Consider the following 25,999-nt stretch of genomic DNA (forward strand, 5'->3'; position numbering starts at 1 on the left):
TGTACTAAAGGTGTTATAGGCCAAATATGGCTTATAATACCTTTATTTTTATTCTCTTGACAGATAAGAAAATAAGTGGTATCCTAAATAATAGACCGACGGTCGGTCTATGAAAGGAGCCTTACTATGAGGATCGTAAAGGAAGCAGATGTCCGGAAGAATGAAATATTAGATGCAGCGGGGATTTTGTTTGCGGAAAAAGGATATGACAATACAAGCGTCGCAGATATTATGAATGCTGTGGGTATCGCAAAGGGGACCCTCTATCATCATTTCAAGTCAAAAGAAGATATTATGGATGCGATGATCAAACGTCAAACCGATGACATTTTTTCAAATGCGAAAAAAGCAGCAGAGGATAAAAGTATTCCTGTGAAGGAGAGGATCATCCAGACCATTTTAGCGCTTCGTGTAGACCGGGCGCAGGTGGAAGGACAAAGGATGATGGAGCAGCTGCACAGGCCCCAGAATACACTTATGCATGAGAAGACAAAAAAGATTATTTTTGAGGGCGTTCCGCCAATCCTGTCCGGCATCGTAATGGAAGGGGTTGAACAGGGGATTTTTCAAACAAGGTATCCTCTGGAGTGCATGGAGATGGCATTGTGTTATTTGGATGTGATGCTGGATGACGACATATTCGAGCTGACCCGGGAGCAGGGGCAGCATAAGATCCAGGCTTTTATTTATCATCTGGAAAGGCTTCTCGGGGTAGAGGAAGGGGAATTTGCTTCTTTTGAAAAAGCATTTGCAGGAAGGCAGGGGGAATGAACGATCATACAGAAAAATCTTTTGGGAAATTTATGCTGCTCTGGTCCGGCGATTTGATCTCAGCGATCGGAAGCGGCCTGACTTCCTTTGGCCTGGGCGTTTATATCTTTCAGCAGACAGGAAAGGTTTCGTTTATGGCGCTTGTAACATTGCTTGCTTTTCTGCCTTCCCTTCTGCTGGGACCCATAGCGGGAGTGCTGGCTGACCGGTATGACCGCAGGCTTTTGATGGTCTTGGGGGACAGTCTTTCCGCGGTGGGCCTGCTCTTCATTCTGGCGGGCCTGATGCAGAGGAGCGCGCAGCTGTGGCAGATCTGCGTGGGTGTGGCCATCAGCTCTGTGTTCGCGTCGCTTTTAGAGCCAGCTTATAAAGCTACCATTACAGATCTGCTGGATCCGGAACAGTACAGCAGGGCCAGCGGCCTTGTACAGATCGCCGGTTCCGCCAAATATCTGATCTCACCCGTTCTGGCAGGCTTTCTGCTCACCATTTCCGATATCCGGCTCCTGCTCCTCCTTGATATCTGCACTTTCTTTGTAACGGTTGCTACAACGCTGGTTGTGAAAAAAGGTCTTCAGAGCAGGAAAGTGGAAAAAGGACATTCTCTTTTTGCCGATCTGAAGATTGGCTGGGATGCTTTGACCGGTAAAAAGGGAATTCTCACTCTGGTGGTCATGGGCGCACTTATCACCTTTTGCCTGGGGGTGATACAGACGCTTGCCTCCCCGATGGTCTTAAGCTTTTCGGACAGCGCCACCCTGGGGACGCTGATGACGGTTATGACCCTGGGAATGCTGCTGTCCAGTATCATACTCGGCGGGACCGGCATCAAAAAAGGTTATGCCGGGCTTCTCTCCCTCTCCCTTTTCGGGGCCGGCGTATTCATGGCTTTATTCGGACTGCGGGAGGATGTTGTATTTATCGGCGCATCCGGCTTTCTTTTTTTCGCTATGCTGCCGATTGCCAATGCCAGTCTTGATTATCTGCTCCGTACCAATATTGAAAACCGCTTACAGGGACGCGCCTGGGGCCTGATCGGCCTGATCTCACAGCTTGGATATGTGGCGGCCTATGCGGTCTCCGGTCTGTTGGCGGATTATGTGTTCACACCTCTGCTTCTCGAGGGCGGCGCGCTTTCAGAAAGCGCAGGAGAGATCCTTGGCACAGGACCGGGGCGGGGCATCGGCCTGTTGGTTATCCTGGCGGGACTGCTGCTCTGCGCCACTTCGGGTATTTTGCTCTGTATGAAGTCCATCCGCAATCTGGAAAACGGAGGCGTATATGAATCGTAAATTGATATGGAAAGATCTTGTAAGGAGCAAAGCAGTTTCGTTGATCACAATCCTTTTCATTTCCGTGGCAGCGATGCTTCTGTCACTTGCGGCTATCCTCACTGTAAACCTGTTTGGTGCGGTTGAGCGGCTCATGACAGATGCAAAAACACCTCATTTTATGCAGATGCATACAGGGGCGATCGACATGGCCAGTCTTGAAGCATTTGCAGACGGCAACAGCAATGTGGAGGATTTCCAGGTGCTTTCTTTTCTGAATCTGGAAAATACGGATATCATTCTTGGCGGGAATATGCTAACGGACAGCGTGCAGGACAATGGTGTCTGCACCCAAAGCGAAACGTTCGACCTTCTGCTTGATTTGGAGTATCAGCCTGTGAAACCACAACGCGGCGAGGTATATGTACCCGTCTGCTATTGGAAGGATGGGATCGTAAATATGGGCGATCAGGCTTCCCTGTGCGGCAGAACCTTTCTTGTGGCAGGATTTTTTCTGGATTCTCAAATGAATTCCACCCTTGCATCTTCCAAACGGTTTGTGATAAGTGAAGAAGATTATTCCATGCTTGCACCTCTCGGAAATGTGGAATACTTAATTGAATTTCGTTTGCATGACTTGTCGGGGCTGAGCGCTTTCGAGACTGATTACAGCGCTGCCGGCCTGCCTGCAAACGGTCCTGTACTCACATGGCCGTTGTTTCGGATGATCAGCGCGATTTCAGATGGCGTTATGATTGCAATCCTTATCTTAATGGGACTTCTTGTGATCCTTGTTGCGCTGCTCTGTGTCCGCTTTACGCTCCTGGCGAAAATTGAGGATGATTACCGTGAGATCGGAGTTATGAAGGCGATCGGAATGCGAAGCTCTGATATCCGGAGGATATATCTGGCAATCTATGCAGCCACGGCTGCTGTTGGAAGCGTCGTCGGATTTCTCCTTTCACTTCTGTTAAAGGACGCGCTGCTGGAGGATATCCGGCTGAATTTAGGCGTCGGCGGGAATCGTGTCCCGGCCTTGCTGCTGGGAGGCGCTTTCGCAGGGATCGTATTTTTACTGGTGGTGCTGTGTGTGAATGGGAGCCTGCGGCGCTTTCGCAGTATATCTGCTGTGCAGGCAATCCAGTTTGGCGCGCAGGCAGACTCCGCACACAGCTCCAGGATAGTCAGGCTGGCTGGGAACCGTGTCTTTTCTACCAATTTTATTCTTGGGCTGAAAGATGTCCTGGCGAGAAAGCGCCTCTATATTACGATGCTGGCGGTGGTTATCCTGGCAAGTTTTATAATGATTGTGCCGCAGAATCTGTACTATACCATTTCCGGAGATGATTTTGTCACATACATTGGAGTTGGCAAATGCGATCTTCGTATGGACATCCAGCAGACCGGACAAATCGGCGAAAAAACAGCGGATATTGGCCGCTACATGGAGAAGGACCCTGAGATCGCCAACTATGTCCTGCTTGTTTCAAAGATCTTCCCGGTCAGACTGGACGATGGCAAAATCGAAAACCTCAAGGTGGAGCTTGGCGATCATACGGTATTTCCACTGCAATATGCAGAAGGCCGCCTGCCTCTTGGGGAAGATGAGATCGCCTTATCAGCCATCTATGCGGGCGAAGTGGAAAAGAGTGTGGGGGAACAGATCACGCTTCTGACCTCCACAGGGGAAAAACAGATGACAGTATGCGGGATTTATTCTGACATCACCAATGGAGGAAAGACAGCCAAAGCAGTTTTTACGGATACCGCTGCAGAGCCGGTATGGAGTCTGGTATGCGCGGACCTGACGGGCGAGGGCAGGTTGTCTGACAAAATTGATGAGTATACAACTCATTTTTCCTACGCAAAAGTTTCGAGTATAGACGAGTACATGGCGCAAACCTTTGGGGGAACACTTGGAACGGTTCTGGCAGCGTCACGGATTGCAGGCTTCGTTTCAGCAGTCATTGTATTATTGGTAACATCATTGTTTGTGAAGCTGCTGACGGCAAAAGACCAGTATTCCATTGCTGTGCTGCGGGCCGTTGGATTTACCGCCGCGGACATTCAGAGGCAGTATGCATGGCGTGTGTTTTTGATACTGTCAGCAGGGATATTTTTGGGAACGATACTGGCTGGGACCCTGGGAGAGACACTGTCCGCTGCCGCTGTCTCCTCATTGGGAGCAGCCACATTCCGCTTTACGGTCAATCCACGATCCACTTATTTATTTTCCCCGCTGATCCTGGTGTGCGTAGGCCTGCTTGCGGCCATATGGGGGACCCTTCATGCAGGCGACGTGAAATTATGCCAATCCATAAAGGAGTAAACGATGAAACAATTATTATCCGGTAAGAAGATCATAAAATCCTTCGGTGTGGGAGAAGAAAAACACAGGGTTTTAAATGAGGTGTCCGTCACAATTGGATGTGGTGAGTTTGTATCTGTCATGGGGCCGTCCGGTTCAGGAAAGTCCACGCTGCTTTATGCCCTTAGCGGTATGGACGATATTGACAGCGGGGAGGTGATTTTTGAGGGCCGGAATCTGTCTGATCTGTCAGACGATGCCTTGTCAGATCTTCGCAGAAGCAGAATGGGTTTTGTTTTCCAACAGCCAACCCTGTTAAAAAACCTCAATATTTTAGACAATATTATTTTGCCGCAGACACGGGACCACCACAAAAACGTAAAGCAGCTGGCTCAGAAAGCCAGGCTGCTGATGCGGCAGATGGGGATTGAGGATCTGGAGGAGCGGGATATCACCCAGGTTTCCGGCGGACAGCTCCAGCGGGCGGGTATCTGCCGCGCCTTAATGAGTGAACCGGAGATTGTGTTTGGCGATGAGCCCACCGGGGCGTTGAATACAAAAACTGCAAAAGAGATTATGGAACTTTTTACAAGGATCAACGAAGATGGTATCGCAATTCTTCTGGTCACACACGATCCCAATATAGCCGCCAGGACAGAGCGGGTATTGTTTTTGTGTGATGGGGAGATCGTTGACGAGTGCAGATTATCAAAGCTTACGGGAGGAGATTTTGATAAAAGAGTAAGCGAAATTACAAAAAGAATGCAGAATATCGGTATTTAATTTGAAAAAACAAGGGTTATTCCGTTTTTAAGTCTGCATTTGCGCAGATCGGCTTCCGGGATACTCTTGATTTTTCTATCATCGATCAGACGCGAATAGTCTTTTTGTGATAACTGCAGTTTTTCTCTTACAATAGAAGCCACTTTCAAATTAGAAAAATATCTGCTTTTTATTTCAAGTGTCACAGCCTCGTTGAGAGAAAAGTCTTCTCCAGTGATCGTATAATGAGGAAGGCCTGTTTCTGCACCGTTTTTCTGCAGCAGATCAGAATCCATCGCAAATTGTTCAATTAGAGCCTCGTCATTTTTATGAAAAGCCTCTAACACTTCGGGCTTTAAGGATTGAGGTGAAATGCGCGAATATAAAGCTGCATTCCAGGTAGTATTACAGCACGAACATTTGTATATCAGCCAAATATCCAGCGCCTTCTTTTGTGCATTGATACGGAATTGTCCCGAGCAGATAAATTCTCTTTTTTCTCTGCATTTTTTGCAGTAACGGAACACAGGCAATTCGGAAAGGTATTGTACCTCCCACACGATTTTTTTCAGCATACGGTTGCTCCTTTCTTTTACAGGAGAATTGTAACATCATAATATGAGGAGCCCAACCTAATACTCTTTTCATAAACAAACATAAGAAATGAGCTGGTATAGTCTTGCCAACCATACCAGCTCACCGCTACTTATTATGTTCTTTTTTTAACTGCCCGATAATCCGCTGAATACTTTTCAAAGACAGAAAATATTGATCAGCCAAAGATTCCATACGTTGCCCGGCGAGGTATTCTGCATAGATACACTCATTCCGGATACGCAATTCTTGACGTGTTGAAGTGGTTGCTCCCCAGTTTTTTTTGTTATCTGCAACCCTGGGAATATATAAGAACTCCCCGTCAATATATTCCTGAACCTTTAATAATAATTCTTGAGGCAGAACTTGTGTTGCTTTTTTATAGCCCATTTTGCGCTCCTTAGTTGTTTTTACAGGAACAGCAAGGCTCATTCACAACACTTATTTAATTTTGAAAGTTGCGACAGCCTTGCTTACGCAACAATAACGATGGGATTAAGCATAAAATCAAAGCCTCCTTCTTTTGGTTTCATGTCTTTTTTATTATAGTTGCCCTTCCCGGTATTGTCAATTTTAGAAAATGAGAATAAATATCAGCAGTAAATGCTCCTGTTGGCTGTGTCAAAAAGTTGGCGCCCGGCAGAGATATTCTAAAATATTTCTGCCGGGCGCCATACTTTGTATTGCAGGGAAATAGAAGCTTTGCCAATTATATTAGTTTCTCCGGTCCTCAACCAGTAACGTCTGGATCGTATCAGGGGAAGGATTCCAGTTCAGCACATAAGCCGTATAGATACGACCGCGATTGAGTGTTACCGGGGTTGTGACGAGTGTGGTTTCCGGCCGGGCGGACCGGGAGACGTTCAGTGTGTATCTGCCTGCCACGAAAGGACTGAAGCTGGTTGCATTTTTAAAATTAACAGCATTAAAGTACACATTTCCTATGGAGGCATTGACCGGACCGCTGTAATAGGCCAGGTTGCATACGCGGAAGCAGGATGAGTTAAAGCTGGTAGGACATGCGGTGTCTTCGATCATAGTCAGATCCAGGCCGCTTGGGGCATTGATGATTGCCACGGTAGCCATGCCGTCGCCGACATACATGGATTTGCGGAGATAAGTATATCCGTTGGCGCCTCTCACTGTAAATACATGGTAGCCCTGAGAGATCTGACGGTACCGGGTGATCTCAGGGAACCGGAGCCCCATGCTGACCGTCTGGCCGTCGATGAGTACGGTAAATGCGTTATAGCCGGTAGCTGCATTCAGCAGCCGGATCCCGCCGCGGACCCACTGGTTGTTGTTGCAGAACAGGCAGGGGACCACTGGAGAAGGCGTAGGGATAAACGGAGGTATGATCGGATATACCGGAGGCATAACGGAAAAGTCCGGATCGACCGGATAGTCCGGAGGCATAACGGAAAAGTCCGGATCAACCGGCTCCGACGGAGGCATGACGGAAAAATCAGGATCGATCATGTCACCGGTTGGGGGGATAATAATATCCATATCTGGTACGGAAAAGTCCGGGTCAACCGGCTCATCTGGTATCTGGGCAGCAGTCAGCGGTAAAGCAGAAAATTCATTCATTAAGATAGCCTCATACTGGGTTCTTTATAAATGATATATGCGCCGAAACTGACCGGTGTGTAGGAAAATTCACACTTTTTAAGACCGGGCCATGGTTTCATAATGTTTTAGTTTATGCTGATACATCCGGCTGTCGGCTGTTTCAATCAGGCTCTTATAATCTGTGCAGTCCCCATGAACGACACCATAGCTGATCGACCGGCTGCCCGGCGCCGGTTCAGCCTGGAGCAGTTCATTGGCGCGGATGAGCAGGTCCGTAAGCTCTTTTTCATTTAAGGTGTTGCTCAGCAGGACAAATTCATCTCCCCCATAACGGAACAGGTCTATTTTAAGCCCGTTAGAGAGGTTGGTAAGGATCCGGGATACGTCGATCAGGTAATGATCCCCCTGTAAATGGCCATATTGGTCGTTTGTAGTCTTTAATCCGTTCACATCGATAAAGGCGAGCGTAATATGGCTTCCGTAACCGGCATATTCCTTCAGACGTTTTTCCAACAGCTGGCGGTTCTTTAAGCCGGTCAGCATGTCGGTATAGGCCAGCTCCCACAGCTTGTTGATGTCCTGTTTGTCCTGGATCAGCTTATTGCGGATCTCATACTGCTTATCCATATAATATTGGAGGGATGCAACACGGAATGAATAAACAATCGTGATGATCAGGACAATAATGGAAAACAGGGCAGATTTAATCCCCCACATCTTGATCCCGGTCTCGTTGCCGGACTGGGAGTAAGCCAGGAGCTGGATCATCAGGAACAGGTATATGAAAACTTCCGTCCATGTATAGAAAAGAAGGCTTTTCCGGTAGTGGAGCAGCCGTCCCAGCTTTGCGGATAAGTGGATATACCGCAGGACATACAGAAGCAGGGCCATGACCAGGAACCCTATAAGGATCGGATACATTTTTAAAGAGGGCCTGACATTGTCAAAAGCCCGAAGCGGCATGTTGAGTATCAGCGAAGCAAGGCTGCGGAAAAACACATTGACTGCCAGCCCCATGATGATGCAGAACAGGGATAATGCATAGGATACAAGGTAATCAAAAGAGAAAACAAGGCGGATCTCCAGCCCAAGGAGGATTAAAAATACAAACCAGTTGACCACAAGGGGCAGTTCTAAATAACTGGCGGTCACGAACCAGAAATATACAATAAAAAAGCATGCAAACCGGGATTTGTAAGATATGGCGCCTGTTTTTATTTCAGCTGAAAATTTGAAAAATTCATTGCTGAACAAATAATAGGAAACCCCTGTCAAAATGATCTGCATCAGACTTGTTCTGTTCATCTGTTATCACACCGCTTTCTGTTCTTGTCAGCATACATCCGCTGATCTGCCGTAATGATGTAGTTGTCAACTGATTCTTCGCCGTGGGAGATCCCGTAACTGAAGGAGATCTTTTCCTTGTCATCTTCAGGTTCCAGCAGCTTCAGCTGTAGATCCTTGATCCAGGTATCGATATGGCTTATCTCGCCATCCTGGAAAACCAGCAGGAATTCATCGCCTCCTAACCTTGCCAGCCGTCCTTTCCCCGCCATGGCATGCACACAGGTATCGGCAAAGCGTTTCAGCATCAGGTCGCCGAAGGTATGGCCGTAGTGGTCGTTGATCCGTTTCAGTCCGTCAAGATCTATAAATACACAGGTCATCTGATGGCCCTGCTGGATATTTTCAGCCATTATGGAGCAGATTTCCCTCCGGTTATATGTATTGGTGAGGGAGTCGAAGCCGCTCAGTTTTTCCAGCGAAATCTTTTCAAAATACTGCTGTGCGATCAGGACCTGGCTTTCTTCATATTCCCGCCGCATATCCTGGCTTTTGGCAAAGACATGGTTGTAATTCAGAAAGTTAAACATCAGGATCAGAATGAGGAGATCCCCGCTTACCAGGAGCAGGTAACTGATCATGGAAGGCTGGTACAGATGCAGGATCGCGGCATCCAATACGTGATAGATGGAGCAGATAAAAAGAAAGCATGTGTAGATCATCACTTTGGATTTATCATAATCCACTCTCCACAAAGATTCCGGATAGTAGTACAGGATCAGGGCGCCTACAGCATTGAACAGGGTGAAAACGGCTGTCAGGATAATACACAGCATGGTTCTGTCCTGGATCAAATTGCTCATGTCAAACCCTAAAAGCCCCAGGATGCCGGTTATCGTCATCAGCATCGACGTGTAGAAGAGAAAGATGATCATTGTAAAATTATTCATCATCAGCCGGTGGCTGGGGTAGGGGATTACCATGAGAAGCAGCAATAGAAACAGACCCAACAGAAACAGCGGCATCGGGACCGCAGACCATACGCCGAAAAGGATCCATGCATTGCGGAGTATGGCGCACACCGCATGATAAAAAGTGTACTTTTTATCCAGTACACTCAGTGTCAGAATCATCTTATTTAACAAATATTCCGCAAAGCAGCACATAATCAGAAGCAGGGCAAATAATACCATGGATGCTACCTCCGTATAGAAATCACATGTTGCTTATATTCTAGCACGCTTTGGGGGAAAGGACAAATGGATTTGTGGGATGTCAGAAATTACAGAAATTGAGGATTGACAAAAGAGTAGATCTGTCGTATAGTTTAGTTGTCATACAACTGACATATAACAAAAGGAGGTGCAGACATGGCATTAAAAGCATTGGATAAGCAGAGTGTACCAGAACAGATTTTTGAAATGTTAAAGAATGAGATCATCGTCGGCGAATATACAGTCGGAGATAAGCTCCCGTCTGAGACGGAGTTATGCAGGACATTGAATGCGAGCCGTGTGTCTGTGCGCACTGCGCTCCACAAGCTGTCGGTCCTGGGCGTGATCGAAACACGGCTTGGGGATGGAAACTATGTAAAAGAGTTTGATTTTAAGGAATACATTGACAATGTGGGGGAATTGATCATAGAGGACAGCGATGTCACTGATATGGCTGAGTACCGCACGGAGACTGAGTATATATGCGCTTTGCTGGCTATGGAGCGGGCGTCTGCAGAGGAGCTTAAAGAGCTCTATGAGCTCGGGGCCCATGTGGATCAGACATTCCAGCACAAGAACCTTTCGGAGAACATCGCGTCAGATCTGAAGTTTCATTATAAGCTGTGCAGGCTGTCCGGGAACAAGATCTTCCGGCTGGGCTATCAGGCCTTCGGCGCCCGTATGTATTCAGGCGCAGCGCTGCACTTGAGGAGAAAACACCAGATGGAACAGGAGCTTTTCACAGGCCAGTCCCATACGAAGATTGTCCAGTCGATCATGGACAAGGATAAAGTTTTATGCAGGCAGCTGATCGAGGAGCATTTCCGCGTATCCTGAGGTGTGAAAAAAACAAAAGGAGGAAGGTAATGAAAGTAACTGGTATTGAGATTTTGAAACTGAGGATCCCGGAAGGGACCCAGATCCGTCCTGTGATATGCAGGATCCATACGGATGCGGGGATCTACGGACTGGGTGAGGCGTCTGTGGCGATTGTCACAGGAGCATACGCGGCAGCAGAGATGATAAAAGATCTGTCCAGATTTATCATCGGTGCGGACCCACTGCAGCATGATCTGCTGTGGGAGCGGATGTTCAAGCAGTCGTTCTGGGGAAAAGGAAACGGAGCGGTGGTGATGGCGGCGATCAGCGCGATTGATACTGCCCTATGGGATATCAAAGGCAAGTATTACCAGGCGCCCGTTTATGAGCTTTTGGGAGGCAGGCACCGGGACAAGCTGCGGGCATATGCCAGCCAGCTGCAGTTCGGATGGGGACGCCAGGAGATGGAGTCCCTGGGAAAACCGGAGGATTATGCGGAGTCCTGCAAAAGGGCGGTGGAGGAAGGCTATACTGCGGTGAAGGCAGATGTCCTCCAGTTTGATGAAGATGGACGAAGGATGCCGTACTCAGAGCTTGTAGGAAGCCTGTCCAGGAAAACCATGGTCCTGGCAGAAAAACGGCTGGCGGCCATACGGGATGCGGCAGGAGATGATGTGGACATCATTTTGGAGAACCATGCCAATACGGATGCCAGCACGGCGATCCAGCTGGGACGGCTGGCAGAGGCTTACGATGTCCTGTTTTATGAGGAACCCACCCTTCCGCTCAATCCATCGGTTTCTAAAAAAGTGGCGGAGAAGGTCTCGATCCCGCTGGCAACAGGAGAGCGTACATATACCCGCTGGGGTTTCCTTCCGCTTCTGGAATCCGGAGTCATTTCCGTCATACAGCCGGATATCGGCAACTGCGGAGGCGTGACAGAGTGCAGGAAGATCTGTGATATGGCGCATATTTATGATGTGAGTGTGCAGACCCATGTCTGCTCCAGTCCGCTGAACCTGGCAGTATCCCTGCATCTGGAAGCGGCGATCCCGAACTTTATGATCCACGAGCATCATATGACCAGCACTTTAAAATCCGTTGCGGACCAGTTTGTACATGATTATCAGCCAGTGAACGGTTATTTTGAGATTCCGGACGCCCCTGGGTTTGGGCAGGACCTCTCAGAACAGGCGGAGGCAGAGGCACAGATTGAAGTGATAAAATAATTGGGGGGAATTATGGAACAGAAGAAAGGTTTGGGATTGTGGGCGCTGGTGGCTCTGGCGCTCGGTACAGTCGTAGGAGCTGGAGTGGTCACACTGACAGGACAGGCGATCGCAGTTACAGGTAAATCCGCATGGCTTGCTTATCTGGTTGCGACGGCAGCAGGATTTTTGATGATCGTACCTTACGCGCTGCTGGGAAACTGCATGATCCCCAAAGGCGGGAATTATACGATCACGGCGACACTGCTGGGCGACCGGTGGGGTGGTTTCATCGGGATCTCCGCAGTGCTGATCATTTTTAATATGGGGTTGTTCGGCAGTGGTTTCGGACAGTATGTCAATGTGCTGTTTCCTGCTGTCTCCGTAAAGACGGCGGCGCTGGCGGGCATTACATTTTTCTTTCTGCTGAACCTTACGGGCGTGCAGAAAATGGCAAAGGTGCAGAATCTGCTCTCTGTAATCCTGTTTGTGGGGCTGGGGCTTTTTATCCTGCTGGGGATCACCAAGACATCCGGTAAACCGATGGACTTTGCAGCGCCGGATTTTTTTACAAATGGAGCCGGCGGGTTTGGGGCGGCAGTGATGCTGCTGGTCGCTTCCACGGTAGGGCATAAGAACATCATCAATTTTACCAGTGAAGCACAAAATCCCAAGAGGGATGTACCGAAGGCGCTGGCAATCACATCCGCGATCATTTTGGTACTGTATATCGGGATCGCGTTTGTCAACAGCGGAGTGCTTCCGGTAGAGCAGGTTGCAGGCAAGCCGCTGACAGAGGTGGCAAAGGTGATCATGCCGGGAGCGCTGTACTATCTTTTCATCATCGGCGGCCCGCTGGCGTCCTTGAGCACCACCATAAACAGCGCATTTGCGATCATGTCCACGCCGATCAAGCAGGCGGCCCGCGACGGGTGGTTTCCGGAAAAGATCGCGGCGGTCAACAAAAACGGTATTCCCTATATTATCTATATCCTGGTTTACCTTGTGGGAATCCTGCCGATCCTGTTAAATCTCAGCATTAAGGTGATCACCAGCAATGTTGTGCTGATCGTCTCCATCAATGAGCTGATCGTGTTCCTGGCGATCTGCCGTCTGCCGAAGATGTTGCCGGAGGCATGGGAAAAACGTTATTATAAGGTGAAGGAGCCGGTATTCTACATTGGTGTGGGGCTGGCAATCCTGCTGCGCGGGGTGTTTATCGCGCTGTCCCTTAAGAATCTGACACCGGTGCTGGCGGCGACTACACTTGGACTGTTTGTGATATTCTTTATCTATGCGACGGCTCTTGTGAAAGCAAAGAAAGTGAATGTTAAAAAAAGCTATGAAATAGAATCGAATTCAAACCTTGGCGGGTGATCTTCCGAATATCCTGCGGCATATGCCGCAGGATTTCCTATTTCATAGCAAGATTATTATAGCAGATTAATCACACTGCAACAAGAGCATAAAATAAGAGAAAAATCTGCTCATGGATTGAAATGCGGGGAATTGTAGGGTAGAATGGAACAAATAACGGAAGTGAGGAATAGATCATGTTTGAAAACGGCGGGATTATCCTGGCATCGGCTTCTCCGCGCAGGAAGGAGCTGCTGCGCCAGGTAGGGATTGTGGCGGTTGTAGAGCCAAGCCATGTGGAGGAGAAGATCACCAGCACAGCGCCGGACCAGGTTGTGATGGAGCTGTCGAGGCAGAAGGCGGAGGATGTGGCTGCCCGGCATAAGGGAGAACCGGTGGTAGTGATCGGCTCCGATACGGTGGTGGCAGTGGACGGTCAGATCCTTGGGAAGCCGAAGGATGCGGCGGATGCGGTACACATGATCAGCATGTTAGCGGGCAGGAGCCACCAGGTATATACCGGAGTGACGCTGATCGCCTGCGGAGCCAATGGGCAGCCTGTGTGGGAATCTCGCCGGGTCACGTTTGCGGAAAAGACGGATGTCTACGTCTATCCCATGACCCTGCGGCAGATCGAAGCCTATGTGTCAACCGGAGAGCCGATGGACAAGGCCGGGGCTTATGGCATCCAGGGGATGTTTGCCGCTTATGTAAAAGGGATTTCCGGGGATTATAATAATGTGGTGGGCCTGCCGGTGGGGCGGGTGTGCCGGGAGCTGATGGAGGGATTTGGCTATGAAATGGAGTAAGGACAACAGTATTCTTTTATCCAAGATCTGCGTCTGGGTATTTGCGGCAGGGGCATTACTGTGTGCGGCAATGCTGCCGTCAGCACTGGATGGGATCGTGATGCGCCGGGGGATGGAAGTACGGACAGGGAGCACCCTTGCCATGGCGAGCTTTTATTCTCTGATGGTCCCAACCGCCGTTGCGCTCTGGAGCCTGTACCGGCTTCTGCGCAATATCAGCCGCGAGCAGGTGTTCGTAGAGGCCAATGTCCGCTGTCTCCGAGTGCTGTCCTGGGCCTGTTATCTGGCGGCGTCCATCTGCCTTCTGTCGGCCGCTTACTATATTCCGTTTCTGTTTGTAGCCCTTATGGCCGGGTTCATGGGGCTGATTCTCCGCGTGGTGAAGAACGTGTTTGCCGAGGCGGTGGCGCTGAAGCAGGAGAATGACTACACCATATAAGGAGGGACTGCCATGATAATGGTCAATCTGGATGTGATGATGGCAAAGCGCAAGATCGGAGCCGGGGAACTGGCGGAGCGCGTGGGGATCACCCCTGCCAATTTATCCATCCTGAAGAATAATAAGGCAAAGGCCATCCGGTTTTCCACGCTGGAGGCAATCTGCCGGGAGCTGGACTGCCAGCCATCGGATATATTGGAGTACAGGGCCGAGGAACGTCAGTTGTAAATATTACGAAATTCTGAATATCAACATAAATATATCGAAAAACAATAAAAACATATTGCAAAACAGATGCCTCCGTGGTATTCTGAGAAAAAGGCGGCGCAGGGGGCCTGCACGCCGGATCTTCAGAATATGCAGGAGGTTTTTTGTATGAAAAAAATGTGGGGCAGGATGAAAAAGTACCCGAACCTGTGGGCTTTTGCAGGATGCATTATGTTGGGAGTCCTGACGGCAATGGTATGGATCGTACTGACGGAGTGTTGGAGGATCATGGTTTCGTATGGAGCGCGGGAGGCGATCAGAATGGCCGATTTCTGGTTATATATGGGAGCGGCAGGGTTCTGGGGAGCATTTGCAGGAATTTTCCTGATCCATCCCCTGTCGCTGACCATTTTCAATATGGCGCTCCTGTTTCGGAAGGGAACGCCGTCTCTCCGAAAGAAAGAACGGAATACAGAGATCATCACGATCCTGCTGGGGGTATGCTATACCTTCCTCTACGACGCGGCCTTTAACGGCTATACGAGCGGCATCCAGTTCCGTTCTGACTGGCAGGAGGTTCTGTACAGGGGACAGCTGCATACCCCGGTCTGGACGGAGGCGGCCCTGACTGTGATCGTGCTCTCCTGCGTGGGTATCGCGGGATACCTGCTGCTGAAGCTTAAGGATATCAACCGGATGCCTCCGCTTTTGACGGTCCTTGGGATCTCATCGGTCTATATCGGAATCCTGATGTGTGTGCTGTGGACGGTGCAGGTGTCAGGAGAAGAGTGGCTGTTTGGGCTCTTCCCACTAAACTGCATTCTGATCGGTGCTAAGACAGTGCGGCGCACGGTGGAGACGTGGCGGGAACATGCAGAGAATCGGGAAAATGTATATCAGAACGGTTTTTTAGGAGAGATCAATCGCTGGCTCCTGGACTCAGCCCACTGGCCCGCAGCGGCCTTTGTCCTGATGCTCCCGCTCCTGGGGACGATGATCGGGATCCTGGTATTGTTTGGGCAGCGGCCGGACAGCGTGATTCGTGCCTGGACGGAAACCAGCGACTGGAGCCTGTCACAGCGCACTGCGCCGCCCAGTGTTTCCTATGATGAGCATTATCTCTGTACAGTAGCGGCACAGGGACATCCCGGCGTTGTGAAACCGATCCGATCCGGCATACGGCATGGACATCAGGTGACAGTCAACCGTCAGCTCTGTATCGCCAATGCCTTTGAGCAGGTGCTTGAGGAGCGGGCTGCGTGGCTGCATGGCCCTGTACGCCGGTTCTATGACCGGTATGGATTCCCGGTGGCGAGGCTGATCCGATCAGAGTATGCGGCTGATATTGTCTATTATGTGATGAAACCATTAGAGTGGCTGTTCCTGGCAGTCCTTTACCTGGTGGATGAAAAGCCGGAGAACCGGATCGCAGTCCAGTATCCCCATGCGCCTGTGCCGGTAGGAAGATGAGAGATGGGGCTGGAAAAATGGAAGTGAACCTGCAGGAATTTGCAGGAATAAAAAATGCAGGAGGAGCAGGAAATGACGGAAACAGGATCAGGTATGCATAATGCTACAGGAAATGAAGGAGGAGCTTCGGGTAGCGGATACTGGCTGCCGGCTGAAACAGAAGGGGGTGGAGAAATAGACGGCGGCATGAACGCTGTCGGGCCGGAGATAACCGGAGCAGGAGGGCCTGCGGAAGATACCGCTGTGGCGGATGCCGGACCGGAATGTATCGCAGTCCAGGTGCAGAAGGACAGACAGAAAAAGCCGCCGCTTCCAGCAGGAAGGGCAGACAAATGGGCGGCAGTCTGGATGTTTTTAGTGGCATATATGGCAGTGGAATGGTTCTGGATCGGAACCAATCATGCTTATTACGGACTGGGTGTATTTCTCTATACCATGGTTTATGGGCTGACCGTGCTGACGTATGTGGTGAAGTCGGGGCACAGGCTGAAAGCGGAAGGGATCTTCTGGTTTGCGGTGATGGGATTGTGCGGGTTTTCCTATGTGTGGGTTTACAATCACTCCCTGATGATGTTTTTGGCGCTGTTTCTCAGGCTGGTGAGCCTTTATTTTACAGCGGTCGTACTGGAAGTGCTGATTGGTGGTAAAACGGGTGATTATTTCATTGTTGATTCGTACCTGTTTCTGGTGCTGGTACCTTTTAAGAACTTTTCGGCGCAGATGCAGGTCATCAGGCAGAGACTGAAAAAACTCACGCTGGCAAAGGAGATCCTGTATGGCCTGACCGGGTGTCTGGCGGCGATTCCCCTGCTGGCGGTGATCATTGGACTGCTCAGCGGTGCGGATGATAATTTTGCCGATATCCTTTCAAATGGTTTCTGGTATCTGCTGGAGCGGTGGGGGCATTTTTTGTGGACAGGCGTCCTGGCGGTCCCGGTCAGCGCCTATCTCTATGGACAGATGTACGGCTGTGCGAAAAAGCGGGGAACAGATGCAGTGACGGCTGAGAAGGTGAAGAAAGATTTAAAGACTCTGGCGGTTGTGCCGATGGCAGGAATGATACCGGCGCTGGTCAGTGCAGTGATCCTGTACCTGCTCTTTATCGGGCTTCAGGGCAGTTATTATCTGGATGCGCTGCGCGGGGTGCTGCCGGAAGGGTTTACTTACTCGGAGTATGCGAGACAGGGATTTTTTGAGCTGGTGGCGTTAAGCGTCCTCAATCTGGGCATCATCTGCCTGGCGTATCTTCTGTACCGGCGGAAAGCGGCAGGGAAAAAGGCGGATTTAGCCGGCGGCTTTTTAAAATATTACACGGTGGTGATCAGCGTCCTCACGCTGTTTTTGATCGCCACGGCAATGACGAAAATGTACCTGTATATCCAGGCCTACGGCCTTACGCCGCTGCGGGTGATTCCCAGTGTGTTCATGGCATTCCTGGCGATGGTCTTCCTTTTGACGGCGGCGTCCCGGTTTGTGCGGGTCCCGGTCATGCGGATCAGCGTATGTGTGTTTGCGGCGGGCTTTACGGTCATGGCGCTGTGCGGAATGGATGGGAGGATCGCTTCCTATAATCTGAACCGCTGGCAGAAAGGGACCCTGGATGCAGTCCCGGAAGAAACCCTGGTGCGCGGACACCTTGCCAGCGTGCCTCCGGTCTATGAGGTCTGGAAAAACGGCGATGACATGACGAAGCTCCGGATGGAACTGGTCGCAGACTCGATCTACTGCGATTATATTTCCATCTATGATGGAACCGGCGGGTTCTTTTATCTGAACCGGGAACGGAGCGGGGCGGTGGCGGCACTGCGGGAGATGGAAGAAAGCTTCCGGCAGCGGGGACTGGATATGGAAGCGCGCTGGAAGGTGCGGATGGAGTTTGAGACACTGGAGAATCCGAGCCGGCGGTAGATGGTTTCAGGCTGGTTTAAGACGGATAAAAACCGTCAATACTGTCATGGAAGATCATGAGTGAAATGATCATATCTAAGAAATGAGGATGACAGTATGAGCGGAAAACCATTTATCAGTGAATATTTAAAGGACTTGATCCCGGTCGCATTTGAACTGGAAACAGCGGATGAATTTCATGTGGTCGGGACGGGACCGGTTCAGTTCCGGGTAAAACTGAACCGGGAACTGCCCAAGCGGGAGCTGATGCGCAGCACTTCCCTGGCGCTGGGAGAAGCATATATGCGCGGGGATATAGAACTGGACAAAGACCTGTTTGAGGTCCTGGATCTGTTTATGGGAGAGATGGGGAAGTTTAAGACCAACCGGCGGGCGCTCCACAGCCTGCTCCACACATCCATGAGTATCCGGAACCAGAAGAAGGAAGTGACCTCCCACTATGATATCGGCAACGATTTTTATAAGCTGTGGCTGGATGAGACCATGAGCTATTCCTGCGGGTATTTCAAAAATGAGGAAAGTACGCTGTTTGAGGCCCAGGTGGGGAAGGTGGATCATATTTTAGACAAATTATGCCTGGAAAAGGACATGACACTGCTTGATATTGGATGTGGGTGGGGATTTTTGCTCAAACGGGCAGTGAAGCGCTACGGTGTAAAAGGGGTGGGGATCACCCTGAGCGAGGAGCAGTACAAGAAGGTTTGTGAGGAGATCAAAGAGGAGCATCTGGAAGATAAGATGGAGGTGCGCCTGATGGACTACCGGGAACTGGAAAAGAGCGGATACCAGTTTGACCGGGTGGTCAGTGTCGGGATGCTGGAGCACGTAGGGAGGGGGAACTATGAATGTTTCCTGGAAAACGCCGAGAGCGTTATGAAGCCGGGAGGGCTGTTCCTTCTGCATTATATCAGTGCACAGCAGGAGCACTCGGGAGATCCCTGGATCCGCCGCTATATCTTCCCGGGCGGAGTGATCCCCAGCCTGCGGGAGATCATCGAGCTTCTGCCGGAATACGGATTCTATACGCTGGATGTGGAAAGCCTGCGCAGGCATTACACGAAGACCCTGCTGTGCTGGAGGAAGAATTTTCTCCGCAGCAGGGAGGAGATCGCAAAGACCTATGGCGAGGAGTTTACACGTATGTGGGAGTTGTACCTGGCATCCTGTGCGGCAACCTTCCACAATGGGATCATCGACCTGCATCAGATCCTGATGTCAAAAGGGATCAACAACAGCCTGCCGATGACGCGGGTAGTGTGACTGAATGTGGCTATGGGGCCGGGACTTTTGGTCTTCACAGAATTTTTAGAAAATATCCATTGATTTCACAGGGCCAGGTGCCTATAATAACTGTATCGGACAGTTGGAAAATATATGGAAAGTGAGATTGAGGATATGAAGGATACAGCAGATAACTGCAGGAGAAAACGGAGGTTCGCGGGAGCAGTGCTTGCTTTAATCCTGGCGGCTGCCGGGGCGCAGACGGCCTTTGCCGGACAGTGGGAAGCCCAGGAGGATGGAGGCTTTAAGTATCAGGAAGACGGCGCCTATCTGACAGAGTGGCACCAGATCGACGGGATCTGGTACTATTTTGACCCGGATACAGGAGCCTGGGCGGAGCAGCCGGAGCTGACCCAGACTGCCGCCTGCCATCTGCTGGAAAACGCCGTGAACCGGGCCGGATGGTATCAGAACGAAGCCTTTCCTGTGCATTACCGGGTAGACAGCACGGCAGCGCGAAAGATGACCATATCCGTGCTGCTGGAGACAGCGCCCGATCAGGTCACCAGCACACTGGGGACCTTTGAGATCGACCGGAGGAATGGGACGGCGAAGGAGCTGTCCACGAAGATCATTCTGGATCTTTATGCTTATCAGTGACCGTCAAAAGGGCCGGGGCCAGAGGGGAGGAACAGCATTGCTGCTTCCTCGATCCCAATGGAAACGGCTTTTTTTTGTGAGGACAGGAAGGTGGTGGTTAAAGCCTGTTCCAGAGCAGCGCCAAACTGCAGAGAATCTCCCCGGTCCAGGCTGTTTGCCAGCAGGTCTGCATGATGACCAAGGTTGAGCGGTGGTTCAATGCAGGACAATGTCTGGCCCCAGATAAGCAGATCCAGCAGTTTTTCATAGATTCTTCTGAGGGCGGACAGACCGGCAGCGCTGATCAGTGTCATCAGGCAGACACCGATCGCCACGCCATACTGTCCTGTGCTCTGCGCGACGCGGATTTCTTCGATGGCGTGTTCTCTGCTTTCCTGACTGATGATCGGAAAGGCAGTACTGATCAGGGGGCGGCAGATGACAGTCAGGATATGAAGCGACTCCAGATACAGCATAATATTTTTTCTGACAGCAGGATTTTCCCATTTGATCACCTTAAAGGACTGTTCCGGTGAGAGCACCTTTGTCCCGACTCCGTTGACAGACTCTGTAACGCCAAGATCATTGAGCAGGGCAATGGAACGCCTCATAGTGATCGTCGGTATGGAGAACTCTTCTGCCAGGGCCCGGGCGGACGGCAGGAATGTATGGCTGGTGTATTCCCCTGTATAGATCCGGCGGATGATCTTATTGGCAGCAGCATGGCAGATCTGGATCTTTCCCCAGTGATATGTGTCAGTGTGAATATCTGCCTGTGCATTTGAATATTGAACGCCGAATTCCGGGTAAGTTTTCTGTATCAGGTCCCACAGGGCATCCATATGTCCGCTTTCTCTCAGGGTCAGCAGATCTTTAAATTTCTCATGCAGTTTTTGATATTCCAATTCCCAAAAAACAGGATCCCGAGCAATCTTGGACAGATGAGAAGGGTAGGTAAATAACATAACATCATAGTAAAGGTCCAGCAGAAGAGGATTGTGAAGGGCTTCTGTGATCTTTGCAAGGAATACGACCGTGGGGGCGTCCCAGGAATTGGTGGGCTGGTCCAGGATCAGGTGAAGTTCCTGCAGCATGGAAGGGTCACATGCGGACAGCCCATAATAAAAAACCTGCGGAAAGATCAGGTCAAAGCTTTGATGGATGGTTTTCAGCTCCTGGTCGGAGAGGAAAACGCTGTCCGGCAGCGCTCTCTGCGGATCATGGGCGTCATAAATGACGATGGTCCGCCGATTCCCCGTAGTGGTAATATAACCTTTCTGTTCCAGCAATTGAACTGCTTTGCGCACAGCCATGGTGGAAACGCCGAACAGATGGCTTAGCTTATGGATGGAGGGGAGATGTTCTCCTTTGGGATAAAATCCGTAACGGATGCGGGTGAGCAGATATCCGTAGATCAAAATGTACAGTCTTTTTTCTTCCATCTTCGGTACCTCCGTAAATTCTTTCAACATTATAACATAGTATGTAAAAAAACTCTACGCCCTGCGGCGCCATAGACTTTTGAACAGAAATGTGATATGATGATAAAGGTTATGAAAGACAGGTACTGAAGGTATGTGATCCGGATGGGCAGAAGGGAAAAAGTATGGATACGGATAAGGAAAGCGCGTTTGACGCAACGGCCAATCCCCGGTTAAATACGATTGACGAATATGATACATTGATGAATTCCATAGGCGTCAGTGTGAGCAAACACAGGCTGGATGAAGATTTCACTGTTCTGTGGGCCAATGACAGCTATTATTCCAGTACGGGATACTCCAAGGAGGAATATCACAGGCTGTTCAAGAGCGTTGGGAAATATTATGAAGGCTATGAGAAGGAATACGAAAAGATCGCTGCTGCCCTGAGAACGGCACTTGAGAACGGGGAGCAGAGGTATTATGCAACCTGCAGGATGCCGGTGAAGGGCGGTTCCTGCCACTGGATCCAGATCGTCGGCACCTTAACGGATGATTATATTGACGGGTGCAGAGTGATCTACAGCACCTTCCAGGATATCACCAGCCTGATGGTGCATGTAGAGCAGGAGCATGCTAAGATCCAGGGGGATCTGGAGGAAGCGCTGCGCCGGGAGAAGCAGGCGAATATGGCAAAATCAGATTTCCTTTCCCGTATGTCCCACGATATCCGCACTCCGATGAATGCTATTGCCGGGATGACAGAGATTGCTGCCGCTCATCTGGATAATCAGGTGAGGATGAAGGACTGCTTGAAAAAGATATCCCTTTCCAGCCAGCATCTTCTAAGCCTGATCAATGATGTTTTGGACATGTCAAAGATTGAGAGCGGAAAAATGGCTGTTTCCATGAGCCCTTTGTACCTTCCGGAGCTGACGGAAGATATCGTGACGATCATGCGGCCGGAATATGAGGAAAAGGGTCTGGACTTTTCTGTACGTCTCCATAACGTGCAGCACGAGTACTTTTACAGCGATTCCCTGCGCATCCGGCAGGTGTTTATCAATATCCTGTCCAACGCCTGCAAGTTCACTCCCAGGGGTGGTTCGGTGACTATGGATGTGGAGGAAAAGCCGGGGGCCGGCACGGAGACAGCCCGGTTTATATTCAAGTTTACAGATACAGGGATCGGTATTGAACCTGAATTCCTAAACCATATCTTTGAGGTGTTCACCCGGGAGGAGGACAGCCGTGTGGACAAGACGGAGGGATCTGGACTGGGGATGGCGATTGCGAAGAAGATCGTGGAACTGCTGGGCGGAACGATTTCTGTCACCAGTGAACAGAACAAAGGGTCAGTCTTTACGGTTGATCTGCCTTTAAAGATCGATATCTCCAAAACGGATGATATAAAGCTTTCAAAAGCCAGGGTCCTGGTGGCGGATGACGACCGGTGCGCTGCAGAGTATGCGCTCCATGTGCTGAGGGAATGCGGAGCGTCTGCTGACAGTGCATTTACCGGATATGATGCAGTATCCAAAGTGGAGGAAGCATACCTGCGGGGAGAGGGATACGACGCTGTGATCCTTGACTGGAAGATGCCGGGCATGGATGGGAAACAGACGGCAGCCCTGATCCGCGAAAAGATGGGGGAGGCGCTGCCGATCATGATGATCTCGGCTTATGACTGGTCGGATATTGAGGAAGAAGTACTGAAGATGGGAGTCAGCGGTTTTTTGCAGAAGCCGCTCTACCGCTCTACACTGACCCGCAGCCTGGAACGCTGTTTGAGGGGAGAGACTGCCATTGGGGGAAGCGAGCGGCCTGTGTATGATTTTTCAGGGAAAACATTTCTGGTGGTGGAGGATAACGAACTGAATCTGGAGATCGCCCAGGAATTCCTTGTATCTGCCGGGGCAGCGGTAGAATATGCCCAAAATGGGGAACTGGGCGTGGGGATGTTCGCGGCATCACCAGAATTTTATTATGATCTTATCCTGATGGATGTCCAGATGCCGGTAATGAATGGATATACGGCGACGCGGAGAATCCGGGCGCTTGACAGGAAGGATGCGGCCGGGGTCCCCGTCCTGGCAATGACCGCAGATGCATTTACTGAAGATGTGGAAATGTCCAGGGAAGCCGGGATGAATGGTCATTTGGCAAAGCCTCTCAATATGGAGTGGCTGTACCAGGTGATTGACGGTTTCATGAAAAACAGTGGGGAGTAATGAAGCAGGCAGGGAGCGCGGGATCAACCGGCGTCCCTGCCGTTTTTTGCAAAATGGAATACCAGCAGCAGGCCGCCGTAGCAGAAACATAAAAACAGGATACGGACGGCAGTTTCGGCGAACAGAGGCAGCTTCCCGGAAAAAGGATGGATGCCGGCAGTGAAAAAATGGATGCCTACTGAGATCATCAAAAGAACAGATGGCTTGACGATCATCTCCCATGCATTCCAGGTGAAAGGCACAAGCTTTTTTAAAGAGTACAGGTGCATCAGCGCCAGGAAGATCTCACTGGCAAGCATTCCGCACAGGTAACCCTGGATCCCCAACAGAGGGATTCCAAAAAGAACAAAAGCAATGCGCAGGAGCAGGGCCGCGGTGTTCTGCAAAAAGGTGGTGCGGGTCCGGCCAAGACCGTTTAGGATACTGCCCATAGTGGTGGCAAGATACAGAAAAGGGCAGAGCCATGCCAGGATCTCAATATAAAAACCGGCGGATTTATCGTGAAATACGCTGGTGCCCAAAGGCATCCCGAACAGCACGAAGATGCCGATGCAAAGGATTCCCATATAGAGGCTGTACCGCAGGGACAGGGAAATGCTTGCTGCGATGCTGCCCTTTTTTCCTTCTGCCTGCGCCTGCGCTACGCTTGGAAGCAGCAGGACCGCCATGGAATTAGTGATGGCGGAGGGAAATAAAATGAATGGGAGCGCCATACCGGTCAGTACGCCGTAGACGGAAAAGGCATCGGAGCTGCTTAGGCCCGACATCTGCAGACGGCTGGGAATCCAGATGGCCTCCGCGCTGGCAAGGATGTTGAGCACCAGCCGGTTGCCCATCAGGGGAAGGGCCAGGGCCATCAGCGGGGCTGCGGAAGCGATCAGGCGGGTGTAGAATGTGTCGGAATCACCACCCCCGGCGGCGCCTGACAGGCCGTTTGAGCCTCCGGCGGCAGCGGATGCATTCCCTGACCGGGGCTGCGGCGGACAGAAGCACATACACAGAAAGGTGTAGACTGCTGAAGCGATCTCACCGATCAAATGTCCCATGACTGCAAGATGTACGGTGATGACGCCGCCTTTTTCTATCCAGGCTCCGGCGATCCAAAAGACCACAGCCATACGTATGACCTGTTCAACGACCTGGGAAAATGCCGGGACTTTTGCTTTTTGCATCCCATAATAGTAACCGTTGATGCAGGCGTGGAAGGCTGCAAACGGCACTGAGATCCCCATGAGTGGGAGGTAGGGCGCGCACTGAGGCTCCATCAGGATGTAGGTGGCGAGAAATACAGAGTGGCGGCAGATCAGGTAGGCCAGCACAAAGGACATGATCATGGACAGAACAAGCCCGGTACGGAATACCGAGCGCCCTTTTTCCATGTGGGAGGCTATGTACTGGGACAGCGCCGTCTGGATGGAACCGGCGCACAGCGCGAAGCAGATGCCGAATACCGGATGGATCATGTTGTAGATGCCAAGCCCTTCCGCGCCGATGGTGCGGGAGAGGAAAATGCGGTAAAAGAAGCCAAGGACACGGCAGGCAAATCCGGTGCAGGTCAGAAGGAGTGTGCCTGCCAGGAAAGCACGCTTTTTTTCGGTCAGATGAAACTTTGGGTTCATGTGGGACTCCGTAGGGTGGGAGTATTGTTACAGTGTATGGCTGTAAAGAATGGTTTATGAAAATACAATGTGAAAGCAAGACAAATCTTTAGAAAGATTTAAGGAGCATTACGGAAAGCAGATTTGATGCATTTTAGTGAAATGCGCTAAGATGTTGTTAAAATTGCCTGTTAAGAAATCTTAACAGGCATTATTTTTGTGCAAAATACATAAAAATAGTTAAGATTTTACTAGGATTCGCAAAATGTTACGATATTATTTTGAAGTTTCATCCGATATAATATGGCTATAAAAGTGCGGTCGCTGTAACTGCCTGGAGCGACAGCCGTTTATCATGAAAAGGGGGAATATTATGGTATCTGTATTTCAAAGGATTGACCGGTTTAAACCGGTGTATGACAGAGTGTATCAATTTGTCATGTTTCTCTGCAAAATGCTGTTGGTGACAGACATCCTGATCACCTGTATGTCAGTGTTGGGGCGTTATGCCCCGTTCATTCCGGATCCGGCATGGACGGAGGAGGTAGTCCTTACCTGTATGTGCTATATGGCGGTACTGTCTGCTGCCCTTGCGATCCGCAGGGGAGCCCATATCCGGATGACGGCATTTGATAACTATCTGCCCAAAATGGCGGTGAAAGGCCTGGATATCCTTTCTGATCTCTGCGTCCTGATCCTTGCAATGATCATGATCGTGGTGGGCTGGAAATATGCGGTCCAGATTGGTGGGAAAGGTTCTTACGTGAGTATGCCGTCCGTTTCCCGTTTCTGGATGTATTTCCCGGTTCCTCTTGCAGGTATCGCTATGGTGATATTTGAATTGGAGGCGTTATATAACCATGTCAAAGAGATTGTTCTTGGAAAGGAGGATTAACA

At 50.3% G+C, this 25,999-nt stretch carries 23 protein-coding genes; 16 read left to right on the forward strand and 7 right to left on the reverse strand.

Going from position 1 to position 25,999, the window contains the following annotated elements; all coding sequences use genetic code 11:
* The first annotated feature begins 126 nt into the window (after nt 1–126).
* The 4 genes from AB1I67_RS09725 to AB1I67_RS09740 are packed head-to-tail and all read left to right on the forward strand — an operon-like array spanning nt 127 to nt 5,133.
* Nucleotides 127–771, forward strand: a complete 645-nt coding sequence (locus AB1I67_RS09725) for a TetR/AcrR family transcriptional regulator (protein ID WP_367029670.1) — start codon at nt 127–129, stop codon at nt 769–771.
* Nucleotides 768–2,063, forward strand: a complete 1,296-nt coding sequence (locus tag AB1I67_RS09730) for an MFS transporter (protein WP_367029671.1) — start codon at nt 768–770, stop codon at nt 2,061–2,063. Before AB1I67_RS09725 ends, AB1I67_RS09730 begins: the two co-directional genes overlap by 4 nt.
* On the forward strand, nt 2,053–4,371 hold the full coding sequence (locus AB1I67_RS09735) for an FtsX-like permease family protein (RefSeq protein WP_367029672.1): 2,319 nt from the start codon (nt 2,053–2,055) through the stop codon (nt 4,369–4,371). Before AB1I67_RS09730 ends, AB1I67_RS09735 begins: the two co-directional genes overlap by 11 nt.
* Before the next feature lie 3 nt (nt 4,372–4,374).
* Nucleotides 4,375–5,133: an ABC transporter ATP-binding protein gene (locus AB1I67_RS09740; protein WP_367029673.1), complete on the forward strand. Its 759-nt coding sequence runs from the start codon at nt 4,375–4,377 to the stop codon at nt 5,131–5,133.
* Here AB1I67_RS09740 and AB1I67_RS09745 read toward each other — a convergent pair.
* From AB1I67_RS09745 to AB1I67_RS09765, 5 genes are all read right to left on the reverse strand, one after another.
* Entirely contained in the window at nt 5,130–5,687 is a 558-nt protein-coding gene (locus AB1I67_RS09745; protein ID WP_367029674.1) for a DUF1062 domain-containing protein, read from the reverse strand. The two genes, AB1I67_RS09740 and AB1I67_RS09745, sit on opposite strands and share 4 nt — an antisense overlap.
* A gap of 127 nt (nt 5,688–5,814) precedes the next feature.
* Nucleotides 5,815–6,138: a CD3324 family protein gene (locus tag AB1I67_RS09750; RefSeq protein WP_367029675.1), complete on the reverse strand. Its 324-nt coding sequence runs from the start codon at nt 6,136–6,138 to the stop codon at nt 5,815–5,817.
* A 282-nt stretch (nt 6,139–6,420) separates the two neighbouring features.
* Entirely contained in the window at nt 6,421–7,296 is an 876-nt protein-coding gene (locus AB1I67_RS09755; RefSeq protein WP_367029676.1) for a DUF4397 domain-containing protein, read from the reverse strand.
* 78 nt (nt 7,297–7,374) lie between these two features.
* Nucleotides 7,375–8,583, reverse strand: coding sequence for a GGDEF domain-containing protein (locus AB1I67_RS09760; protein WP_367029677.1), 1,209 nt, complete (start codon nt 8,581–8,583; stop codon nt 7,375–7,377).
* A complete protein-coding gene (locus tag AB1I67_RS09765; protein WP_367029678.1) occupies nt 8,580–9,755 on the reverse strand; it encodes a GGDEF domain-containing protein in 1,176 nt (391 codons plus the stop codon). Before AB1I67_RS09765 ends, AB1I67_RS09760 begins: the two co-directional genes overlap by 4 nt.
* 177 nt (nt 9,756–9,932) lie before the next feature.
* On the opposite strand from AB1I67_RS09765, the gene AB1I67_RS09770 reads away from it, so the two are divergent.
* The 10 genes from AB1I67_RS09770 (at nt 9,933) to AB1I67_RS09815 (ending at nt 19,873) form a co-directional block, all read left to right on the forward strand.
* A complete protein-coding gene (locus tag AB1I67_RS09770; protein WP_367029679.1) occupies nt 9,933–10,613 on the forward strand; it encodes a GntR family transcriptional regulator in 681 nt (226 codons plus the stop codon).
* Between the two features lie 29 nt (nt 10,614–10,642).
* Nucleotides 10,643–11,824 carry a mandelate racemase/muconate lactonizing enzyme family protein gene (locus AB1I67_RS09775; protein ID WP_367029680.1) on the forward strand — a complete coding sequence of 394 codons (1,182 nt, stop codon included), beginning with the start codon at nt 10,643–10,645 and terminating at the stop codon, nt 11,822–11,824.
* 12 nt (nt 11,825–11,836) lie between these two features.
* On the forward strand, nt 11,837–13,180 hold the full coding sequence (locus AB1I67_RS09780; RefSeq protein ID WP_367029681.1) for an APC family permease: 1,344 nt from the start codon (nt 11,837–11,839) through the stop codon (nt 13,178–13,180).
* Nucleotides 13,181–13,356: 176 nt separating this feature from the next.
* A complete protein-coding gene (locus tag AB1I67_RS09785; RefSeq protein ID WP_367029682.1) occupies nt 13,357–13,968 on the forward strand; it encodes a Maf family protein in 612 nt (203 codons plus the stop codon).
* Complete coding sequence (locus AB1I67_RS09790; RefSeq protein WP_367029683.1) at nt 13,955–14,407, forward strand: DUF2975 domain-containing protein; 453 nt, start codon at nt 13,955–13,957, stop codon at nt 14,405–14,407. The genes AB1I67_RS09785 and AB1I67_RS09790 overlap by 14 nt, the downstream gene beginning before the upstream one ends.
* 12 nt (nt 14,408–14,419) lie before the next feature.
* Nucleotides 14,420–14,635, forward strand: a complete 216-nt coding sequence (locus AB1I67_RS09795; RefSeq protein WP_367029684.1) for a helix-turn-helix transcriptional regulator — start codon at nt 14,420–14,422, stop codon at nt 14,633–14,635.
* A gap of 147 nt (nt 14,636–14,782) precedes the next feature.
* Nucleotides 14,783–16,084 (forward strand): DUF6688 family protein, encoded by a 1,302-nt coding sequence (locus AB1I67_RS09800; protein WP_367029685.1) that lies wholly within the window; start codon nt 14,783–14,785, stop codon nt 16,082–16,084.
* Between the two features lie 72 nt (nt 16,085–16,156).
* A complete protein-coding gene (locus AB1I67_RS09805; RefSeq protein ID WP_367029686.1) occupies nt 16,157–17,992 on the forward strand; it encodes a DUF4173 domain-containing protein in 1,836 nt (611 codons plus the stop codon).
* Between the two features lie 96 nt (nt 17,993–18,088).
* Complete coding sequence (locus AB1I67_RS09810) at nt 18,089–19,252, forward strand: cyclopropane-fatty-acyl-phospholipid synthase family protein (protein WP_367029687.1); 1,164 nt, start codon at nt 18,089–18,091, stop codon at nt 19,250–19,252.
* A 114-nt stretch (nt 19,253–19,366) separates the two neighbouring features.
* Nucleotides 19,367–19,873 carry a hypothetical protein gene (locus tag AB1I67_RS09815; protein ID WP_367029688.1) on the forward strand — a complete coding sequence of 169 codons (507 nt, stop codon included), beginning with the start codon at nt 19,367–19,369 and terminating at the stop codon, nt 19,871–19,873.
* Here AB1I67_RS09815 and AB1I67_RS09820 read toward each other — a convergent pair.
* Nucleotides 19,867–21,294, reverse strand: a complete 1,428-nt coding sequence (locus tag AB1I67_RS09820; RefSeq protein WP_367029689.1) for a GntR family transcriptional regulator — start codon at nt 21,292–21,294, stop codon at nt 19,867–19,869. The genes AB1I67_RS09815 and AB1I67_RS09820 overlap by 7 nt on opposite strands.
* 164 nt (nt 21,295–21,458) lie before the next feature.
* On the opposite strand from AB1I67_RS09820, the gene AB1I67_RS09825 reads away from it, so the two are divergent.
* Nucleotides 21,459–23,504, forward strand: a complete 2,046-nt coding sequence (locus AB1I67_RS09825; RefSeq protein ID WP_367029690.1) for a response regulator — start codon at nt 21,459–21,461, stop codon at nt 23,502–23,504.
* Nucleotides 23,505–23,527: 23 nt separating this feature from the next.
* Here AB1I67_RS09825 and AB1I67_RS09830 read toward each other — a convergent pair whose 3' ends face one another.
* The gene (locus AB1I67_RS09830; RefSeq protein WP_367029691.1) at nt 23,528–25,123 is read right to left on the reverse strand and encodes a polysaccharide biosynthesis protein; all 1,596 of its coding nucleotides are present in this window, start codon (nt 25,121–25,123) and stop codon (nt 23,528–23,530) included.
* A gap of 352 nt (nt 25,124–25,475) precedes the next feature.
* On the opposite strand from AB1I67_RS09830, the gene AB1I67_RS09835 reads away from it, so the two are divergent.
* Nucleotides 25,476–25,997, forward strand: coding sequence for a TRAP transporter small permease (locus AB1I67_RS09835; protein ID WP_367029692.1), 522 nt, complete (start codon nt 25,476–25,478; stop codon nt 25,995–25,997).
* The last annotated feature ends 2 nt before the right edge of the window (nt 25,998–25,999 follow it).

It is taken from the genome of Clostridium sp. AN503 (assembly GCF_040719375.1).
Classification (GTDB): domain Bacteria; phylum Bacillota; class Clostridia; order Lachnospirales; family Lachnospiraceae; genus Brotaphodocola.

Bases quoted from the DNA above. Each gene is read 5' to 3' on its own strand.
- AB1I67_RS09725 (WP_367029670.1), top strand. From the start codon at position 127: ATGAGGATCGTAAAGGAAGCAGATGTCCGGAAGAATGAAATATTAGAT.
- AB1I67_RS09730 (WP_367029671.1), top strand. From the start codon at position 768: ATGAACGATCATACAGAAAAATCTTTTGGGAAATTTATGCTGCTCTGG.
- AB1I67_RS09735 (WP_367029672.1), top strand. From the start codon at position 2,053: ATGAATCGTAAATTGATATGGAAAGATCTTGTAAGGAGCAAAGCAGTT.
- AB1I67_RS09740 (WP_367029673.1), top strand. From the start codon at position 4,375: ATGAAACAATTATTATCCGGTAAGAAGATCATAAAATCCTTCGGTGTG.
- AB1I67_RS09745 (WP_367029674.1), bottom strand. From the start codon at position 5,687: ATGCTGAAAAAAATCGTGTGGGAGGTACAATACCTTTCCGAATTGCCT.
- AB1I67_RS09750 (WP_367029675.1), bottom strand. From the start codon at position 6,138: ATGAGCCTTGCTGTTCCTGTAAAAACAACTAAGGAGCGCAAAATGGGC.
- AB1I67_RS09755 (WP_367029676.1), bottom strand. From the start codon at position 7,296: ATGAATGAATTTTCTGCTTTACCGCTGACTGCTGCCCAGATACCAGAT.
- AB1I67_RS09760 (WP_367029677.1), bottom strand. From the start codon at position 8,583: ATGAACAGAACAAGTCTGATGCAGATCATTTTGACAGGGGTTTCCTAT.
- AB1I67_RS09765 (WP_367029678.1), bottom strand. From the start codon at position 9,755: ATGGTATTATTTGCCCTGCTTCTGATTATGTGCTGCTTTGCGGAATAT.
- AB1I67_RS09770 (WP_367029679.1), top strand. From the start codon at position 9,933: ATGGCATTAAAAGCATTGGATAAGCAGAGTGTACCAGAACAGATTTTT.
- AB1I67_RS09775 (WP_367029680.1), top strand. From the start codon at position 10,643: ATGAAAGTAACTGGTATTGAGATTTTGAAACTGAGGATCCCGGAAGGG.
- AB1I67_RS09780 (WP_367029681.1), top strand. From the start codon at position 11,837: ATGGAACAGAAGAAAGGTTTGGGATTGTGGGCGCTGGTGGCTCTGGCG.
- AB1I67_RS09785 (WP_367029682.1), top strand. From the start codon at position 13,357: ATGTTTGAAAACGGCGGGATTATCCTGGCATCGGCTTCTCCGCGCAGG.
- AB1I67_RS09790 (WP_367029683.1), top strand. From the start codon at position 13,955: ATGAAATGGAGTAAGGACAACAGTATTCTTTTATCCAAGATCTGCGTC.
- AB1I67_RS09795 (WP_367029684.1), top strand. From the start codon at position 14,420: ATGATAATGGTCAATCTGGATGTGATGATGGCAAAGCGCAAGATCGGA.
- AB1I67_RS09800 (WP_367029685.1), top strand. From the start codon at position 14,783: ATGAAAAAAATGTGGGGCAGGATGAAAAAGTACCCGAACCTGTGGGCT.
- AB1I67_RS09805 (WP_367029686.1), top strand. From the start codon at position 16,157: ATGACGGAAACAGGATCAGGTATGCATAATGCTACAGGAAATGAAGGA.
- AB1I67_RS09810 (WP_367029687.1), top strand. From the start codon at position 18,089: ATGAGCGGAAAACCATTTATCAGTGAATATTTAAAGGACTTGATCCCG.
- AB1I67_RS09815 (WP_367029688.1), top strand. From the start codon at position 19,367: ATGGAAAGTGAGATTGAGGATATGAAGGATACAGCAGATAACTGCAGG.
- AB1I67_RS09820 (WP_367029689.1), bottom strand. From the start codon at position 21,294: ATGGAAGAAAAAAGACTGTACATTTTGATCTACGGATATCTGCTCACC.
- AB1I67_RS09825 (WP_367029690.1), top strand. From the start codon at position 21,459: ATGGATACGGATAAGGAAAGCGCGTTTGACGCAACGGCCAATCCCCGG.
- AB1I67_RS09830 (WP_367029691.1), bottom strand. From the start codon at position 25,123: ATGAACCCAAAGTTTCATCTGACCGAAAAAAAGCGTGCTTTCCTGGCA.
- AB1I67_RS09835 (WP_367029692.1), top strand. From the start codon at position 25,476: ATGGTATCTGTATTTCAAAGGATTGACCGGTTTAAACCGGTGTATGAC.